Origin of the sequence: Neisseria sicca, assembly GCF_017753665.1 — a bacterium.
In the GTDB taxonomy this organism is placed as follows: domain Bacteria; phylum Pseudomonadota; class Gammaproteobacteria; order Burkholderiales; family Neisseriaceae; genus Neisseria; species Neisseria flava.
Genome location: NZ_CP072524.1, coordinates 2,482,209 through 2,499,682, shown reverse-complemented (window position 1 = coordinate 2,499,682; position 17,474 = coordinate 2,482,209). Strand labels below are relative to the sequence as shown.

Genomic DNA, 17,474 nt, shown 5'->3' with positions numbered 1-17,474 from the left:
TGTCCTGATTTAAATTTAATCCACTATAACAAACCCGTAGCGTGGAATCCGTCCACAAAAATGATTAAAAAAGGTCGTCTGAAAATTCAAACACCAGGTTTTCAGACGACATTTCACATTTTTTCACCCATGCTCGGGAGGCTCCGGCGCACCTGCGGGCTGTTTGTAGCGGTTGTACATAAACAGATACTGCGTCGGGAACCGGCTTATCCAATATTCCGTATATTCATTGATTACCCGCGCATCGTGTTCTTTATCGCCGTTCAGTTCGCCGCGTAAGGGTTCGATGTGCAGGACAAACCCGCGTCCTTTCGGCAGGCGTTCTCCGCAGAAAAACAATGCCTTAACCCCTTTTACCTGCGCGAGCTTGCCTGCCAGCGTCATGGTAAAAGCCGGTTTACCGAAAAACTCTGCCCACACACCGTCTCCGCCTTCTTCTGGCGCAGGGACATGGTCGGGCAAAACGATGGTGGCTTCGCCCGCACGCAAGGCTTTGATGACCTGCTTAACGCCTTGAATACTGGTCGGTGCGGTTTTACCTTTACCGCGTACGCGCCCCGCCTGCATGACTTCATCCATCGCTTTGAGCTTCGGCGGTTTGTACATCGCCGTAAGTGGAAACGGAAGCTGTTGGCTGATATATCGTCCGGCAAGGTCGTAGCTGCCGATGTGCGGGGTAATAAACAACAATCCTTCGCCCGCATCCAACGCAGCCTGTACATGCTCCCAACCGCGTACTTCTACAAACAATTTTTCTATGCTCTCAGGTCGTCTGAAAAAAGCCACGGGCAATTCCAACCCGCCTTTGACGGTTTCGCGGAACACAGCCTTGACCGCCGCTTCATCGGGCTGCAAACCGGCCGTGCGCATATTGTCAAATACGCGTTCGCGATCCTCACGGCGCAGATAATAAACCACACCGCCCAACACGCCCGCCAATGCGTGCAACAGGCGCAGAGGCATGGCGGCGAAGAGTTTGAAGAAAAAGGTAATCAGAATATACATAAAGGTATACCAAAGAAAGGTGGTCGGATTGTATAGCCGAATACGCAGGCAGTCGATACCTCGTTGACTGCCTGCACGCCGTTCCCATCAAGATGCTCCTTCAAACCAAATAACAAAATTGATAGTAACCGTTGTAAAATTTTTACAGACTGAAAACGTACAGACAAGACTTTCCCTAAAACTTCGTTAATTTTAAAAAACAGTTGTCTGCTATCAATACAAATATCAAAAAAACAGCTTTGCTTTTTATATTTATCTGTTTATAAATTATTTTTTAAATTTCAACCCAAATCTACACTTCTGCCTTTTCATTTTCTTATAAATTAAACCTTGTTTTTCATTTCTAAAAAATCGTCTTTTTGCTCGTTTTAAAATACATTGGGATTTGATCAAACAACAATTATTTACGGCAAATTTAAACGCAAATGCTCTCTTTTGCTCCTGATTGATGTACACTTACGAACATAAGCATTTGAAATTTCTTAAAAATATAAGAAGAATCACAATCATCTTCTTTTTGTAATGCTTCTCAAATCAAACTACACGAACAGAAAGGCATACACCATGGAAACCAAACGTCTCTCTTCTCTTCTCAAACTCATCGCCAACCCCGAACGCATGACCATTTTGTTCATGTTGATGGACAGCGAACGCAGCATCGCTGAGTTATCCGAAGCACTCGGACAGCCTGCGACTGCTGTTTCCAACCATCTCGCGCGTTTGCGCTCCGAAGGTTTGATCGATTTCACCCGCTACCACCGCGTCATCGAATACCGACTGGTATCCGAAGAAGCGGCCGCCATTCTCAATACGCTGCGCCATTTGGAAAACCGTAAAGCCGCCTAAGGGCTGTTGAGCATTGTTTTCTCAAACGGATTTTTGTTTCAAAACCGGCAGCCGCCAAAATCCCCTGATGTTACAATAACGTCCCGTTTACCCAACAAAGCGGTTTTGCATGAACCGCTTTTGTTTCGTCCTTATTTTGCCCGAAAAGCCCGAAACGCTTTTCAGACGACCCTCACACACGGAATCTGCATGAAAATCACCACTTGGAACGTCAATTCCCTCAACGTGCGCCTGCCGCAGGTGCAAAACTGGCTTGCCGACCATCAACCCGATGTCCTTGTTTTGCAAGAGCTTAAGCTCGACCAAGACAAATTTCCCGCCGCCGCCCTGCAAATGATGGGCTGGCACAGCGTTTGGAGCGGGCAAAAAACCTACAACGGCGTCGCCATCATCAGCCGCAACGAACCGCAAGACGTACACGTCGGTCTGCCCGCCCTGCCCGACGACCCGCAACGCCGCGTCATCGCCGCAACCGTCAACGGCGTGCGCGTCATCAATGTTTATTGCGTCAACGGCGAAGCCCTCGACAGCCCAAAATTCCAATATAAAGAACAATGGTTTGCCGCTTTGACCGAATTTGTCCGCGACGAAATGACGCGCCACGAAAAACTGGTCTTACTCGGCGACTTCAATATCGCGCCAGCCGATGCCGACTGCTACGACCCTGAAAAATGGCATGAAAAAATCCACTGTTCTTCCATCGAGAGACAGTGGTTCAAAAATCTGTTGGATTTGGGCTTGACTGACAGCCTGCGCCAAATCCACCCCGAAGGCGCGTTTTACACTTGGTTTGACTATCGCGGCGCGATGTTCCAACGCAAACTCGGACTGCGCATCGACCACCAGCTTATCAGCCCCGCCCTGTCTGCCGTGTTGAAAGACGTTTATGTCGATTTGGACGCGCGCGCGCAAGAACGCCCGAGCGACCATGCGCCGGTTGTGGCTGAATTTGATTTGTAAGGCGTAATCTTTAAAAAAGGTCGTCTGAAAATCAAAAATTGGGTTTTCAGACGACTTTTTTAAATTCCGGGCTGTATTGGCGTGTACGGGTTTGACGTTTGGTTTTTTATTATTCAAACCACCAAAACTCTTATTCAATATGTCGCCTGACGCCCAAAGTCAACCTGTCTAAACCGGCCAAATCCTGTCGGGTTTCAATCTCTGTAAAACCATTTTCCGACAAAATCTGCCGTACTGCCCCACCTTGGTTATATCCATGTTCCAACAGCAACCACCCGCCCTCTTTCAAAAATTCAGACGCACGCTGTGCCAGCTCCCGAATACAAGTCAAGCCGTCGGCAAAATCGGTCAATGCCGTCTGAGGCTCAAAACGCAAATCTCCTTGATTCAAATGGCTGTCATCTTTCTCAATATAAGGAGGGTTGGAAACAATAACATCAAAACGATATTTGTCTTCAGACGACGTTTTATCCGTATCGAACCATGATCCTGATGCAAACTCAACTGCTGCACCTAAATTTTCTGCGTTTCGACGGGCAACAACCAAAGCCTGCCTGCTAATATCAGACGCGCGTACTTCTGCATCCTTCCGTTCCAATGCCACCGTAACGGCCACCGCCCCGCTACCGGTACCCAAATCCCAAACCCGTCCGTTTTTCGGGAGATGTTCGATAACCGCTTCAACCAAATGCTCGGTTTCCGGACGGGGAATCAAAACATCAGGGCAGACTTCAAACCAACGACCATAAAACTCCCGGCCACCCATGATATAAGCTATTGGCTCACCATTCAGACGACGCTCCGCCAAACTATCCAGCCGAGCGAAAATATCTGCCGGAATCGCTTCTGCTCCCTGCGTTATTAATTGAACACGGCTGTAACCTCCCGCCTTTTGCAAAAGCATACGTGCCTCTATGCGCGGTAGCGGAGACTGCCGTATCCAGTCATCTAATGTCATCACTCTTTTTTCATTCATTTCCATCTCATCATCCATCAACTCTGCCTGCTAAAAACAAACATAAAATACTTCCAAGATTTCCTTGAATTTACGAACATTTAATTTTCCAAGTAGACTTTTTTGTTCACCAAGCAACAGGATTAAGACGGGAAACATAACAATGCTGGAGGCTTTGTGAGGATTTCCCTATAGAAGATGTCGTTTGATGAAAAAACACAAAAACTATTGAAGGTCGTATCCCCTTATGAGACCTTTGCAAAATTCCCCAAAATCCCCTAAATTCCCACCAAGACATTTAGGGGATTTTCCATGAGCACCTTCTTCCGGCAAACCGCACAAGCCATGATTGCCAAACACATCGACCGCTTCCCACTATTGAAGTTGGATCAAGTGATTGATTGGCAGCCGATCGAGCAATACCTGAATCGTCAAAAAACCCGTTACGTCCGAGACCACCGCGGCCGTCCCGCCTATCCCCTGTTGTCCATGTTCAAAGCCGTCCTGCTCGGACAATGGCACAGCCTCTCCGATCCCGAACTCGAACACAGCCTCATCATCCGCATCGATTTCAACCTGTTTTGCCGTTTCGACGAACTGAGCATCCCCGATTACAGCACCTTATGCCGCTACCGCAACTGGCTGGCGCAAGACGACACCCTGTCCGAATTGCTGGAACTGATTAACCGCCAACTGACCGAAAAAGGCCTAAAAATAGAGAAAGCATCTGCCGCCGTCATTGACGCCACCATTATTCAGACCGCCGGCAGCAAACAGCGTCAAGCCATAGAAGTCGATGAAGAAGGACAAGTCAGCGGCCAAACCACACCGAGCAAAGACAAAGATGCTCGCTGGACAAAGAAAAACGGCCTCTACAGACTCGGTTACAAACAACATACCCGTACCGATGAGGAAGGCTATATCGAGAAACTGCACATCACTCCCGCCAATACCCATGAGTGCAACCACCTGTTGCCTTTGCTGGAAGGTATAGCCAAAGATACGACCGTCTATGCCGACAAAGGCTACGACAGTGCGGAAAACCGGCAACATCTGAAAGAACATCGGTTGCTGGACGGCATTATGCGCAAAGCCCACCGCAACCGTCCGCTGACGGAAGCACAAACCAAACGTAACCGATATTTGTCGAAGACCCGTTATGTGGTGGAACAAAGCTTTGGGACGCTGCACCGTAAATTCCGCTACGCCCGGGCAGCCTATTTCGGGTTGATTAAAGTGAGTGCGCAAAGCCATCTGAAGGCGATGTGTTTGAACCTGTTGAAAGCGGCTAACAGGCTAAGTGTGCCTGTTGCCGCCTAAAAGGCGGTCCGGATGCCTGATTATCAGGTATCCGGGGAGGATTAAGGGGGTATTTGGGTAAAATCAGGAGGTATTGGGGGGAAGGAAATGGCCGAAAACCTGTGTTTGGGTTTCGGTTGTCGGGGGAAGGGCTTTTTTGCAAAGGTCTCGGCCAAAGTCAGCACGCCGGCGGCAATCAGCCCAATGCCCAGCCATTCCTGGGAAGACGGCCATTCCTTCAACACCACTGCGAACAACGCCACCAGCACGATACTGAATTTATCCACAGGCGCGACCTTTGAGGCCTCGCCCATCTGCAAGGCCTTAAAATAAGCCAGCCAAGATGCGCCTGTGGCCAAACCCGACAATATCAGGAACGTCCAATTGCGCGCGGAAAAATCGGTCACGCCCTGCCATTTGCCCGCATAACTCAAAAATGCCGCCAAGGCAGCCAAAATAACCAATGTGCGGATAAAGGTGGCAAAATCCGAATCGATGCTCTGCAAGCCGGCTTTGGCAAAAACAGCCGTCAAAGCGGAAAAGAAAGCAGAAGCCAATGCCCAATAAAACCAAGTATTTTCCATTTTACCGCCTTCTAATTTCAAATATTTAAACAAAAATCAAGGATTCCTATGCAAGACAACGGCTTCTCTTATGCCCAGCAACGGCATGCGCTGTTTTGGCTGGTATTGTTCCATATGCTCATTATTGCCTCAAGCAATTATTTGGTGCAATTCCCCTTCACCGTAACCCTGCCCAACGGATTTGAAGTACATTCCACTTGGGGCGCGCTGACCTTTCCGTTTATCTTTTGGGCTACCGATTTGACCGTTCGGATTTTCGGGCAGCGGCTGGCGCGGAGGATAGTATTTTTCGTCATGTTTCCCGCTCTGGCGCTGTCTTACGCATTATCCGTCTTGTTCCAAAACGGCACATGGGTCGGTTTTGCCTCTTTGGCCGTATTCATACCGTCTGTGTTCCGTATCGCCGTCGCCAGTTTTTCGGCTTATGCGGTCGGACAGATATTAGATATTTTCGTGTTCAACCAGCTGCGCCGCCTGAAATCGTGGTGGATTGCCCCTTTTTCATCAATGTTTGCCGGCAATGCAATCGACACTTTACTTTTTTTTCGGCATAGCCTTTGCCGGCAGCGGTGACAAATTTATGGCTGCCAATTGGCCGCATATCGCCTTTGTTGATTATCTGTTCAAACTGGCTGTTTGCACCCTGTTTTTCCTGCCCGCCTATGGGGTATTGTTGAAAATTCTAACCGGCAGACTAACCACATTGCCGGAGGAAGACATAAGGCAGACCGCCGCCCTTGCAGAAGAACATTTGTGAAGGGGCGGGTGTTTCTGACGGGATGGATAAAAGGGTTGGTCAGGCTTTGCCGATTTCGGCCTGCCAAACTTCCAACACACAATCCAGCAGCAACAATAGGGCGTGGTCGGTGCCATATTCGTCCAGATAAACGAAATGCAGCGGCAGGCTTTGTTCGAATTCGTCTATCAGGGCGACGGGTTTGCCTTGTGTGCGGGCGGCATTGGCGGTATGTTTGGGCACCATGGCCAGTCCCGCACCATCGGCGACCAAGTCGATAATGGTTTGCGGATAATCGCAGATGATCTGCTTTTTGGGCGACAGCTTGTGGCGTTGCCAGAACTGCTGTAGGTTTTTGTGGCTGCCGGATATGCCGGACATCTCTATCCAAGTGTAGTCATTCAGGCTTTTGGGCAAACCGCGCCGCAACTTATCTTCTTCCCCATCCGGGCAAATCAAGGCGTAGGCGATGTTTTGCAGGAAACGGCATTGCAGGCTGCGTCCTTCTATGTGGCCGAGGAAAAAACCGCCGTGCAGCCGCTTTGCGGTCAAGCGTTCCAAAATTTCGCCGCTCATACCGTATTGGATGTGAAGTTGCACATCGGGACTGCGCTGTTGGATCAGGCGGGTCAGTTCGGTTACCTTGTGTGATGCTATGGGGTGGATCAGGCCGAGCTGCGCATGGGAGACGAAGTGTTCCGACAGCGTTTCGGCAAACTTTTCCAAACGGTGCTTGTGCTGCATCAGGGCTTCGGCTTCGGGCAGCAGCACTTCGCCTGCGCGGGTAAGCTGCATACCGTTGCTGGTGCGGGTGAAAAGCGGCGTACCGATGTCGCTTTCTATGGCCTTGATTTGGGCGGAAACGGCCGGTTGCGACAAAAACAGCCTTTCGGCGGCCTGCGTCAGATTTTGCGTATGCGCCACAGTGATAAAGGCGCGCAATTGATTGATATCCATATATTCTTCTTTTTTCTACAGATAGAGGGCAGCGTCCTGTCTGTTTTGCCCATGTTTATCCGTGCATTTGTTTGAATTTTCTTATTTAAAATCAATTAACTATTCAGAAACCGAATTACTTCGGCCTTATTAGGCATCAACCTTTTTGATAATCCTTATCCAAATTTGCAATTACCGCGCCAAAAATATCGTTTTTAAAATTTTTTCTTTTATATTCATTAAATTGAATCAAGCCATAGGTAGTCCGGATAGGCTTAATCAGAATTTGCGATTGGCATCGGGTGCGGCTTGGACATTTAATATCTCGGCGGGCTGCCGCTTCGCAATTAAATAACCCCTACATAAGGAGCAAACCGATGGGCAAATCATCTACGGAAGAGGCCAGATTAACGGCTGAAATCCTGAATAATCCGAAATTCCAAAAAATGGCGCGGCAGAAGTCGTTGCTGGGCTGGTCGTTTTCGGCAGTAATGTTTTCCGTTTACACGGCCTTCATCTGGATCATCGGCACGCGCCCCGACCTTTTGGGACGCAAAGTTTCCGAAGGAGGCATTACCACTTGGGGCATCTACGCCGGCATCGCCGTTATTGTATTTTCCTTCCTTATTACACTGGCGTATGTGTGGTTGGCCAACGGCTATTTCGAAAAAACCACGCGGGAGGTAGTACGTGAAGTTCAGGGGGATGCATCCTGTACTAACGTACAGGAACATGCATAAGGCACAGCTTCATGTACCTGTCCGATTGGAAAGGGATAACGCCTGTTGTTACAAAAAATCCAGATTCTACTGCCCCAAAGGGCTCAATTTCAACCATTAAGGAAATTCCGATGAAAAAAATATACATAAAAACAATATTATATTTCATTTCGCCGATATTTGCGAATGCGGCGTATGCGGACGCGCTGACGGGCGACGTGCAGCGACAGGCGACCAATTGGACGGCCATCGTGATGTTTTTCGTCTTTGTCGGCAGCACGCTGCTGATTACCAAGTGGGCGGCACGGCAAAACCGTTCGGCCAAGGATTTCTATACGGGCGGCGGCGGGATTTCCGGCACGCAGAACGGGCTGGCGATTGCGGGCGACTATATGTCCGCCGCGTCTTTTCTCGGCATTTCGGCAATGGTGTTTACCAGCGGCTACGACGGGCTGATTTATTCCACGGGCTTTTTGGTCGGCTGGCCTGTTGTGCTGTTTTTGGTGGCTGAGCGGCTGCGTAATCTGGGACGGTACACGTTTTCGGATGTGGCCGCCTACCGCCTGAAACAAACGCCGGTGAGGGTGTTTTCTGCCGCAGGTTCGCTTTTGGTGGTGATTCTTTATTTAATCGCGCAGGTGGTGGGTGCGGGCAAGCTGATTCAGCTTTTGTTCGGCATGAGCTACCTTTCCGCCGTGATACTGGTGGGCGTGCTGATGGTGGCCTATGTGCTGTTCGGCGGGATGCTGGCAACGACATGGGTTCAGATGATTAAGGCGGTGTTGCTGCTGGGCGGGGCGACGCTGATGGCGTTTTTTGTGTTGCAACATGCGGGGTTCAATCTGGAAACCATGTTCGGCCAGGCCGTATCGGCGCATGAAAAGGGCGAGGCAATCATGTCGCCCGGCGGGCTGGTCAAAAACCCGGTAGACGCGCTGTCGCTCGGTTTCGCACTGATGTTCGGCACGGCCGGGCTGCCGCACATTCTGATGCGCTTTTTCACCGTGCCTGATGCGCGAGAAGCACGCAAGTCGGTGGTGGTGGCTACGGGGCTTATCGGTTATTTCTACCTGCTGACGATTATCATCGGCTTTGGCGCGATTATTTTCCTGAGCCGCGACAACCCGCAGTTTTTCACGCAGGTTTTCAAAGAAGGCAAAAGCGTGTATGAAATGGTGGGCGGCACGAATATGGCGGCGGTGCACTTGGCCGGGGCTACGGGCGGCGATTTGCTGCTGGGCTTTATTTCGGCCGTTGCCTTCGCCACGATTCTGGCGGTGGTGGCCGGGCTGACGCTGTCGGGCGCATCGGCGGTAAGCCATGATTTGTACGCTTCGGTCATCCGCAAGGGCAAGGCCACGCAGCACGAAGAGATGCGGGTTTCCAAGGCGGCCACGCTGGCTTTGGGCATTGCGGCGATTGTGTTCGGGATGGCCTTTGAGAATCAGAATGTGGCCTTTATGGTCGGGTTGGCTTTCGCGTTGGCGGCATCGGCCAATTTCCCCGTGCTGATGCTCAGTATGTTTTGGAAGGGGCTGACCACGCGCGGGGCGATTGCGGGCGGTTTTGCGGGGCTGCTCGGTGCGCTGGTGCTGATTGTGCTGGGGCCGACCGTGTGGGTGAGTGTGCTGCATCACGACAAACCCGTCTTCCCCTACGGTAATCCCGCGCTGTTTACCATCCCGCTGGCCTTTATCGTGGCCTGGCTGGTGTCGCTGGCCGACAAATCGGAACAGGCCGGCTGCGACAAGGCGGGTTTTGACGCGCAGTACGTCCGTTCGATGACGGGGGTAGGCGCGGCCGAAGCGAGCGATCATTGATTTCCGTTTTTGCAGGCTGTTTTTTCAGACGGCCTGTATCGGTTTTTCATCTTGTTGTTTGACCTATGTCGGTTTTTGGCTGTATTAATGATATAGAGACCTTTGCAAAATTCCTTTTCCCCCAACAGCCGAAACCCAAACACAGGTTTTTGGTTGTTTTCGCCCCTAATTGCTCCTAATTTTACCCAAATACCCCCTTAATCCTCCCTGGATACCCGATAATCAGGCATCCGGACCGCCTTTTAGGCGGCAACAGGCACACTTAGCCTGTTAGCCGCTTTCAACAGGTTCAAACACATCGCCTTCAGATGGCTTTGCGCACTCACTTTAATCAGCCCGAAATAGGCTGCCCGGGCGTAGCGGAATTTACGGTGCAGCGTACCGAAGCTTTGTTCGACCACATAACGGGTCTTCGACAAATATCGGTTGCGTTTGGTTTGCACTTCCGTCAGCGGACGGTTGCGGTGGGCTTTGCGCATAATGCCGTCCAGCAACCGATGTTCTTTCAGATGTTGCCGGTTTTCCGCACTGTCGTAGCCTTTGTCGGCATAGACGGTCGTATCTTTGGCTATACCTTCCAGCAAAGGCAACAGGTGGTTGCACTCATGGGTATTGGCGGGAGTGATGTGCAGTTTCTCGATATAGCCTTCCTCATCGGTACGGGTATGTTGTTTGTAACCGAGTCTGTAGAGGCCGTTTTTCTTTGTCCAGCGAGCATCTTTGTCTTTGCTCGGTGTGGTTTGGCCGCTGACTTGTCCTTCTTCATCGACTTCTATGGCTTGACGCTGTTTGCTGCCGGCGGTCTGAATAATGGTGGCGTCAATGACGGCGGCAGATGCTTTCTCTATTTTTAGGCCTTTTTCGGTCAGTTGGCGGTTAATCAGTTCCAGCAATTCGGACAGGGTGTCGTCTTGCGCCAGCCAGTTGCGGTAGCGGCATAAGGTGCTGTAATCGGGGATGCTCAGTTCGTCGAAACGGCAAAACAGGTTGAAATCGATGCGGATGATGAGGCTGTGTTCGAGTTCGGGATCGGAGAGGCTGTGCCATTGTCCGAGCAGGACGGCTTTGAACATGGACAACAGGGGATAGGCGGGACGGCCGCGGTGGTCTCGGACGTAACGGGTTTTTTGACGATTCAGGTATTGCTCGATCGGCTGCCAACCAATCACCTGATCCAACTTCAATAATGGGAAGCGGTCGATGTGTTTGGCAATCATGGCTTGTGCGGTTTGCTGGAAGAAGGTGCTCATGAGAAATCCCCTAAATGTCTTGGGAGGGAATTTAGGGGATTTTGGGGAATTTTGCAAAGGTCTCAGCCTGTTAGCCGCTTTCAACAGGTTTAAACACATCGCCTTCAGATGGCTTTGCGCACTCACTTTAATCAGCACGAAATAGGCTGCCCGGGCGTAGCGGAATTTGCGGTGCAACGTACCGAAGCTTTGTTCGACCACATAACGGGTCTTCGACAAATACCGGTTACGTTTGGTTTGCGCTTCCGTCAGCGGACGGTTGCGGTGGGCTTTGCGCATAATGCCGTCCAGCAACCGATGTTCTTTCAAATGTTGCCGGTTTTCCGCACTGTCGTAGCCTTTATCGGCATAGACGGTCGTACCGTCGGCTATACCTTCCGAGACCTTTGCAATAACATAGGTTACTAAAATTTTATGCTCAATCTCATTTTCAAAATGCAAAACCTTTCTGATTTTTCCTACTTTTTGCTCAATATTAGGAAGGTTTTAGTCAATTGAAAATTTTTTAGTGCATTTTTATGCGTCAAATTTCGTTAGCAGACTATTTTTGCAAAGGGCTCAACCGGTATTTGTCGAAGACCCGTTATGTGGTCGAACAAAGCTTCGGTACGTTGCACCGCAAATTCTGCTACGCCCGGGCAGCCTATTTTGGTCTGTGTAAAGTGAGTGCGCAAAGCCATCTGAAGGCGATGTGTTTAAACCTGTTGAAAGAGGCTAACAGGCTAAGTGTGCCTGTTGCCGCCTAAAAGGCGGTCCGGATGCCTGATTATCAGGTATTCGGGGAGGATTCAGGGGGCATTTGGGTAAAATCAGGAGGTGTTAGGGGGAAAAATAGCTGAAAACCTGTGTTTGGGTTTCGGCTGTCGAAGGAGGGGCTTTTTTGCAAAGGTCTCTATGAGTAATACGAAACGGTACCGACATATATATAGTGGATTAAATTTAAACCAGTACGGCGTTGCCTCGCCTTGCCGTACTATTTGTACTGTCTGCGGCTTCGTCGCCTTGTCCTGATTTAAATTTAATCCACTATAAAAGAAAAGTCGTCTGAAAACATGGAAGACAAGTTTTCAGACGACCTTATAAAGGCAACTTACCTAACGGTTATTCCTGTTCATGCAGAATAAATGGTGAGCAACCTATTCTATTTTAAACAGTTATAGGGCAATCTCTACTTAAAACAGCAATGAAGTAGGATCTCCGTCTGCCGGCAGATCATATTTTGGATAGGAAGGTGTAGAAGCTGCCGGCGGAGGGGTGTATTCGGCAGCTTTGGGTTTTCTCGGCGAGTATTCCGAAGCTGCTTTCGGAGTCGGAGTATCTTCGGCATCTATTTCGATTTCAGAACCGGTAGGCAATACTTCATCTTTCACAGGGGCGGGTTTCGGCATGACTTTCGGTTTGCTGAAGGCACTGGAGCCACTCATCCATGCCAAGGATTTCAGCGGGGTTTTCAATTTGACGCCTTTAGCACAGGTCAAACAGTTTGTCGCCCCGGTACGCGCCTTCAAAATTGCATCAATACGGGCGGCATTAATCGTTTTGCCGTGCGCCTTAGCCCAAGCGGCAATACTTTTTTTCAGGGCATCGGTATCGAGGTTCTTTTTATTGTAAGGATCGCGATATGCAGCCAGCCAAAGATTTTTATTGGCATCTTCGTTGAGGCTGGCAAGTTGGTAAATAACAGAAGCAGGGGCGCCGGTTGCGATGGTTTTTGCAAATTCAAGCGCATCCGGAGACTTCATGCGCACGCAACCGTGGCTGCGGACACCCGGTACGCTGGCAGGCGCGTTCGTGCCGTGAATGCCCAAACTGAATTTCGGATCGCCCAAGCGGACAAAGACAGGACCCAGAGGATTATTGGGGCCGGGCGGTACGGATTTGACGCCGTCTCCGCGTTCTTTTTGAATAGATTTCGGAATGTGCCAAGTAGGATTAAAAGCTTTGGCTCCGATTTTGTGTTCCCCAAGGTTGGTTTGGGTCATGGCTTTGCCGACAGCAACGGGATAAATTTTTGTTAATTGTCCGTCGGTATAGAGGAACAGACGCTGTTGCGGAATGTTGATGACAACATGTTGACCTTGTGAGACGGGGGAAACATCAGGAACAGGTGTGTTGGCAGTTGCGTAGGCGGCCAAAGCTGCAAGGCTTGTACTGAAGAGAATTTTTTTCATGTTTTAAAATTTAAAAAGGGGGGAGGAAATATTTCGGGCAATCATACCTGAATCTTTTTGGTTTTGTGCGAGAATATGCGTTTTTGCAAACAAAATGTGCCCTGTCGGGCAAAATGGATTTTCTTGATGAAGATGCGGACAGATAACAGGCAATATGAGGGCGAGGCGGATATTTTTTCTTTGGATTATGAAGGAAGAGGTGTCGCGCGCGTTAATGGTAAGGCATTGTTTATTGAAGGAGCGATACCGGGTGAGCGGGTACGGTTTGAAATCATCCGTTCAAAAAAACAATTTGATGAGGCACGGGTCATTGACATCACCCGATATTCGGAAAATCGAGTTGAGCCGAAGTGTAGGTATTTTGATACATGCGGTGGTTGTTCAATACAGCACATTGATTCGACAGCCCAGATTGCATTTAAACAACGCATTATGGAAGAGCAGTTGGAACGCATCGGCAAAATCCGACCCAAGCAGATTCTCCCAGCTATATATGGAACACCATGGCATTATCGGGAGCGTGCCAGACTGAGTATTTCAAAGGATGCAGGTGGTCGTCTGAAAATCGGTTTTAAGGCAAAAAAGAGTCATGAAGTGATTGATGTCGATTCATGTATGGTGTTGCCGGCTCATATTTCTGAGAAGTTGCCAAAAATAAAGCAAATGTTGCAAAGTTTGATAGATTTGGATTTGCTATTCATTGAGTTTTTTAATAGCGAAAAACTAACGGTTTTGAACATTTGTTCCGGAAAAAAACCGCCTAGTCAAAAATTGAGACAACTTGAAAAATGGTTTGATACGATATTCGGTCATGAGAAAAAACAGTGGCAGATTTGGCTGCAAGCCCGAAGACAGGAGGCCCAGCCATTCTATCCGAAAGATTGTCAGCCTTTGGGATATGCTTTACCTGAGTTTGAGGTTGAAATGCCGTACAAACCCGGGGATTTTACCCAGATTAATGCAGGCTTAAATGGAGTGATGGTTGGCAGGGCTTTGAAACTTCTAGATATTCAGAAAAACGAGCGTATTGCAGATTTGTTTTGCGGGCTTGGAAACTTCAGTATTCCTATGGCAAAAAGTGGGGCTGAAGTGGTTGGAATCGAAGGTGAAGGTTCGTTGGTTAAGCGAGCACGAAACAATGCTTCGGCTAACGGTTGTTCCGATAGGGTATCCTTCTTTGAAGCGGATTTGTTTGAAACAGATGAGGTTGTGGTAGCGTCATGGGGTCAATTCGACAAGATGTTGCTTGATCCCCCGAGAGGTGGTGCCTATGCTGTTGTCAAATCACTACATGCTCCGTATTTGCCGGTAAAGATAGTATATGTTTCTTGCAATCCGGCAACCTTTGCCAGAGATGCGGAAGTATTGGTAAATAAGGGTTATAGGCTGAAATTTGCAGGCGTAATGAATATGTTTGCACAGACTTCGCATGTCGAATCTATAGGTGTCTTCGATTTGGAAAATGGTATATAGGTATTTGCAAAATGGTTTTTTATGTAATTATCGGTTGAATCATGTTATCATAATTCACTCAGAAAATAAGATGATTCGGCAATTTTGATGGTTGCCGGATATGAATATAAAATATAGTTTGTTTGCTGCTCCACAGTAACGGGAGGTGTTCTTGGATTATTCACTTTTAATCGTATTGTTGGCGCTTTTGTTGGTTGTATTGTTGTTTGTCCGTTTCAAGCAAAGCGGAACGACACATAAAAAAACAACTAAGGTTGCCAAATCATCAATACATCATAACAAACCAAATCAAAAAGATGAGGATGCTGTTACTCCGGATTGGATGGATCAGGTCAATCAGTCTGTTTCTGATACTGAACAACAGGATTGGGAATGGGGTGGTGGCGAGACTTCGGGTTCAACGGCATCAGTATCTGCTCAGGAAGTCGATCCTCTGACTGAATATCAGGTGTACAAACAGTTCGGTTATGAAAGCAAGGCTGCAGAGTCTTTGGCAGGGTATCTGAACGGGTTGGGCGATGGGGCTCCCGAAAAGCTGGTTCATGAATTAATCGGGTTGAGCCTCCGCGTAGGCAATGTCGATATGTTGGCTGATGCGTTGGAAAAACACGGATTGGTTTTGTCCGAGGAGAGTTTGGCTGAATACGTTAAGGTTGGTTTAATGACTGAGCCGACGCACTTGCGCCTGCGTGTTTTGGCTGAGGAGCGTTTGAGATGGAGCTTGCAGGAAATTGAGCGCAGAATTGGTGAACCTTCAGGAATCGAAGATTCTTCAGAATCGGATTCAACTTCTTCAGATGATGTTCAGCACACTTCTCCAACTTCTCAAGCTTCAAAACGTTCTTTAATTGTGTTAGGGAAAAAAGAATTTAATGACATCACCCCCGAGGAAATGGGTGCAGTCATTGGATTTGTTAAGCCTGAGCATGGTGCGAAAATTTTGAAGGATAAGGTTGATTATAAAACAGCAGTACAACAATACAACCGTGCTATTCAAACCTCTCCAAAACCTGCCAGCTTAATTATTGATGCTTTGAAGTTGGACTACCAAAATGAAGAAATTGGTCAGTTCGCGCAACATTTATGGAAGCTTTATCACTCACTCGGACAATATGGCCGCCAAGTGAAAGAACGGATGCTCGGCTGGGGATATAGTCTAGGTTACCATGAGGTTTTTGATGATTTGGAAAAGGGACCAAATGAGAATCGCGTGAAAGAAATTGGTTTGGCCAGAGGTTATTTACAGCCCACTTCTTTGCAAATGAAAGCGAAATACCGAGATTTGGTACAAAAAGACTCGTCCGTTATCAGCATGAATTCATCACCTGCTGATGAGGCTCTAAAAGAAGTCGAGTCCTTATTGATGTATGGTCAGTTGGATTTGGCTGTTGATACTTTAGAGCAGGCTGTACTGCAATATCCGCAAGAGTCTCAGTTATATATCATGTTGTTTGATCTTTACGAAAGAGTTGAAGACTGGGCACGTTTGGAACAGTTCTTACGTATCTTGCGTGAACGGGTTGTCAGTTTGCCGGAAGAGGTTATTTTGGCTATGAGCCGCTTGCTTCAACGCGTAAATCAATATTCAAAAAAATAAAATAACATTTAGAGAGTACCATCTATGGACAATCTGTTACCTAAAATTAAAACCATACGGGTTATGCTTCGTGATATGGATGAGCAGCAGGAAGCTGTATTCCGTATGGCTTTCAAAATGCACAATACGACGAATTATCAAATCATCGGTACTGATTCTGTTGAAAAGCCGGATTTGGTTCTGGTAGATACAGATACGGCTGACGGTATTGAGACTTGGAAAACGTTGAAAATCGAATATTCCGATATTCCAGTTGCGATGTTTTGCTCACAAGAACCTTCTGTGGAGACGCCATATCTCCCTAAGCCAGTCAAATTCGATACCTTGTTTCCTGTATTGAGAAGTTTAGCTCAAGGAGGCAATGTTTTTAATCCCGCTGATAGTGAGACAGCAAAACAAAATACTCAGGGTAATGGTGGTGCCGAAGGAGAGCGAAAAGCAACAATCAAACGATTTAACCCGAATAAAGGATTGTTGGGAGCATTGAAATTCGCTAGTCAAGGTCATCAGGATATTGCTGTTTTACATGAAGGTAAGCCAGTATTGATAGTTTTCCCAAGTATTCAGCGTGTTTTGTTGACTGTTAATGCGCATGATTTGGAGAGCCTTTGCAAAGACGACAATCTTTCTGTGGTATGCAAAGTAGTGCCTGACAATCCTCAATGGAAGGAAAAAGCCAAAGTTACCATTATGTCTTGTCTGTGGCAGATGGCGATTTGGACCGCACAAGGTCGTCTGATTTATCCGATGACGCCTCAAACTATTTTTACATTGAAACGTTGGCCCAATCTGACCAGGCTGGCTCCTGTGCCTGAATCTATGAGGCTGTCCGCCTTTCTGACTAAAACATCGGTTAATCTGAATATCCTCTATAAGGTTATGCCGTTGGAGATGCCCGATATATTGAATTATCTTGCAGCTACCTCTGTAACTGGTTTCTTGGCAACGGACACTGAATACGCACACAATCAGACCAACGTTTCCGAACAAGTTGATGTAAATAGCAATGTGCCTGATAGTCAGATGGTAAAAGATGCCGAGAAGATTGCAGGACCGTCGCAAGAGCAACCACGCGGACTGCTGCAACGATTGATGCGTAAGTTATTGGGAAAACGATAAGAAG

General features: G+C 48.2%; 13 protein-coding genes and 5 pseudogenes. 10 read left to right on the top strand and 8 right to left on the bottom strand.

The window, feature by feature from the left end; genetic code table 11:
* Positions 1–123: 123 nt before the first annotated feature.
* Positions 124–1,005, bottom strand: a complete 882-nt coding sequence (locus J7445_RS11780) for a lysophospholipid acyltransferase family protein (RefSeq protein WP_209283074.1) — start codon at positions 1,003–1,005, stop codon at positions 124–126.
* Between the two features lie 564 nt (positions 1,006–1,569).
* Here J7445_RS11780 and J7445_RS11775 point away from each other — a divergent pair.
* The gene (locus J7445_RS11775) at positions 1,570–1,851 is read left to right on the top strand and encodes an ArsR/SmtB family transcription factor (RefSeq protein ID WP_070656723.1); all 282 of its coding nucleotides are present in this window, start codon (positions 1,570–1,572) and stop codon (positions 1,849–1,851) included.
* Positions 1,852–2,040: 189 nt separating this feature from the next.
* Positions 2,041–2,811: an exodeoxyribonuclease III gene (gene xth, locus J7445_RS11770; RefSeq protein WP_019271373.1), complete on the top strand. Its 771-nt coding sequence runs from the start codon at positions 2,041–2,043 to the stop codon at positions 2,809–2,811.
* A 130-nt stretch (positions 2,812–2,941) separates the two neighbouring features.
* On the opposite strand, the gene prmC is transcribed toward xth, so the two are convergent.
* Positions 2,942–3,769: a peptide chain release factor N(5)-glutamine methyltransferase gene (gene prmC / locus J7445_RS11765; RefSeq protein ID WP_029609848.1), complete on the bottom strand. Its 828-nt coding sequence runs from the start codon at positions 3,767–3,769 to the stop codon at positions 2,942–2,944.
* A 309-nt stretch (positions 3,770–4,078) separates the two neighbouring features.
* Between prmC and J7445_RS11760 the strand changes: the two genes are divergently transcribed.
* The gene (locus J7445_RS11760) at positions 4,079–5,086 is read left to right on the top strand and encodes an IS5 family transposase (RefSeq protein ID WP_209283073.1); all 1,008 of its coding nucleotides are present in this window, start codon (positions 4,079–4,081) and stop codon (positions 5,084–5,086) included.
* Between the two features lie 149 nt (positions 5,087–5,235).
* Here the strand turns inward: J7445_RS11760 and J7445_RS11755 are convergent.
* Positions 5,236–5,649, bottom strand: a pseudogene (locus J7445_RS11755) (EamA family transporter); the annotation flags it as partial.
* 48 nt (positions 5,650–5,697) lie between these two features.
* On the opposite strand from J7445_RS11755, the pseudogene J7445_RS11750 reads away from it, so the two are divergent.
* Positions 5,698–6,406 (top strand): annotated as a pseudogene (locus tag J7445_RS11750) (7-cyano-7-deazaguanine/7-aminomethyl-7-deazaguanine transporter).
* A 39-nt stretch (positions 6,407–6,445) separates the two neighbouring features.
* On the opposite strand, the gene J7445_RS11745 reads toward J7445_RS11750, so the two are convergent.
* Positions 6,446–7,342 (bottom strand): LysR family transcriptional regulator, encoded by an 897-nt coding sequence (locus J7445_RS11745; RefSeq protein WP_070655305.1) that lies wholly within the window; start codon positions 7,340–7,342, stop codon positions 6,446–6,448.
* A 356-nt stretch (positions 7,343–7,698) separates the two neighbouring features.
* Here J7445_RS11745 and J7445_RS11740 point away from each other — a divergent pair, with 356 nt between their 5' ends.
* The gene (locus J7445_RS11740) at positions 7,699–8,061 is read left to right on the top strand and encodes a DUF485 domain-containing protein (protein WP_070655303.1); all 363 of its coding nucleotides are present in this window, start codon (positions 7,699–7,701) and stop codon (positions 8,059–8,061) included.
* Between the two features lie 110 nt (positions 8,062–8,171).
* Positions 8,172–9,860, top strand: coding sequence for a cation acetate symporter (locus tag J7445_RS11735; RefSeq protein WP_045075230.1), 1,689 nt, complete (start codon positions 8,172–8,174; stop codon positions 9,858–9,860).
* A 242-nt stretch (positions 9,861–10,102) separates the two neighbouring features.
* Here J7445_RS11735 and J7445_RS11730 read toward each other — a convergent pair whose 3' ends face one another.
* Together J7445_RS11730 and J7445_RS11725 are read right to left on the bottom strand one after the other, a co-directional pair.
* Positions 10,103–11,110 carry an IS5 family transposase gene (locus J7445_RS11730; RefSeq protein ID WP_209283352.1) on the bottom strand — a complete coding sequence of 336 codons (1,008 nt, stop codon included), beginning with the start codon at positions 11,108–11,110 and terminating at the stop codon, positions 10,103–10,105.
* Between the two features lie 63 nt (positions 11,111–11,173).
* Positions 11,174–11,488 (bottom strand): annotated as a pseudogene (locus J7445_RS11725) (transposase); the annotation flags it as partial.
* A gap of 182 nt (positions 11,489–11,670) precedes the next feature.
* Here J7445_RS11725 and J7445_RS11720 point away from each other — a divergent pair.
* Positions 11,671–11,856 (top strand): annotated as a pseudogene (locus tag J7445_RS11720) (transposase); the annotation flags it as partial.
* Between the two features lie 138 nt (positions 11,857–11,994).
* Here J7445_RS11720 and J7445_RS11715 read toward each other — a convergent pair.
* Together J7445_RS11715 and J7445_RS11710 are read right to left on the bottom strand one after the other, a co-directional pair.
* A pseudogene (locus J7445_RS11715) lies at positions 11,995–12,141 on the bottom strand (IS5/IS1182 family transposase); the annotation flags it as partial.
* Positions 12,142–12,282: 141 nt separating this feature from the next.
* Positions 12,283–13,281 (bottom strand): L,D-transpeptidase, encoded by a 999-nt coding sequence (locus J7445_RS11710; RefSeq protein ID WP_209283071.1) that lies wholly within the window; start codon positions 13,279–13,281, stop codon positions 12,283–12,285.
* 126 nt (positions 13,282–13,407) lie between these two features.
* On the opposite strand from J7445_RS11710, the gene rlmD reads away from it, so the two are divergent.
* The 3 genes from rlmD to J7445_RS11695 all read left to right on the top strand — a co-directional run bounded on the left by rlmD (position 13,408) and on the right by J7445_RS11695 (position 17,470).
* Positions 13,408–14,754 carry a 23S rRNA (uracil(1939)-C(5))-methyltransferase RlmD gene (gene rlmD / locus J7445_RS11705; protein WP_244969485.1) on the top strand — a complete coding sequence of 449 codons (1,347 nt, stop codon included), beginning with the start codon at positions 13,408–13,410 and terminating at the stop codon, positions 14,752–14,754.
* Positions 14,755–14,899: 145 nt separating this feature from the next.
* Complete coding sequence (locus J7445_RS11700) at positions 14,900–16,351, top strand: tetratricopeptide repeat protein (RefSeq protein ID WP_070654374.1); 1,452 nt, start codon at positions 14,900–14,902, stop codon at positions 16,349–16,351.
* Between the two features lie 24 nt (positions 16,352–16,375).
* On the top strand, positions 16,376–17,470 hold the full coding sequence (locus tag J7445_RS11695) for a response regulator (RefSeq protein WP_070654375.1): 1,095 nt from the start codon (positions 16,376–16,378) through the stop codon (positions 17,468–17,470).
* Positions 17,471–17,474: the final 4 nt, after the last annotated feature.

What these genes read in the sequence shown, in the direction of transcription:
- J7445_RS11775 (WP_070656723.1), top strand. Translation starts at nt 1,570, where the DNA reads ATGGAAACCAAACGTCTCTCTTCTCTTCTCAAACTCATCGCCAACCCC.
- J7445_RS11780 (WP_209283074.1), bottom strand. Translation starts at nt 1,005, where the DNA reads ATGTATATTCTGATTACCTTTTTCTTCAAACTCTTCGCCGCCATGCCT.
- J7445_RS11730 (WP_209283352.1), bottom strand. Translation starts at nt 11,110, where the DNA reads ATGAGCACCTTCTTCCAGCAAACCGCACAAGCCATGATTGCCAAACAC.
- J7445_RS11735 (WP_045075230.1), top strand. Translation starts at nt 8,172, where the DNA reads ATGAAAAAAATATACATAAAAACAATATTATATTTCATTTCGCCGATA.
- J7445_RS11710 (WP_209283071.1), bottom strand. Translation starts at nt 13,281, where the DNA reads ATGAAAAAAATTCTCTTCAGTACAAGCCTTGCAGCTTTGGCCGCCTAC.
- J7445_RS11740 (WP_070655303.1), top strand. Translation starts at nt 7,699, where the DNA reads ATGGGCAAATCATCTACGGAAGAGGCCAGATTAACGGCTGAAATCCTG.
- rlmD (WP_244969485.1), top strand. Translation starts at nt 13,408, where the DNA reads ATGAAGATGCGGACAGATAACAGGCAATATGAGGGCGAGGCGGATATT.
- xth (WP_019271373.1), top strand. Translation starts at nt 2,041, where the DNA reads ATGAAAATCACCACTTGGAACGTCAATTCCCTCAACGTGCGCCTGCCG.
- J7445_RS11695 (WP_070654375.1), top strand. Translation starts at nt 16,376, where the DNA reads ATGGACAATCTGTTACCTAAAATTAAAACCATACGGGTTATGCTTCGT.
- J7445_RS11760 (WP_209283073.1), top strand. Translation starts at nt 4,079, where the DNA reads ATGAGCACCTTCTTCCGGCAAACCGCACAAGCCATGATTGCCAAACAC.
- prmC (WP_029609848.1), bottom strand. Translation starts at nt 3,769, where the DNA reads ATGACATTAGATGACTGGATACGGCAGTCTCCGCTACCGCGCATAGAG.
- J7445_RS11745 (WP_070655305.1), bottom strand. Translation starts at nt 7,342, where the DNA reads ATGGATATCAATCAATTGCGCGCCTTTATCACTGTGGCGCATACGCAA.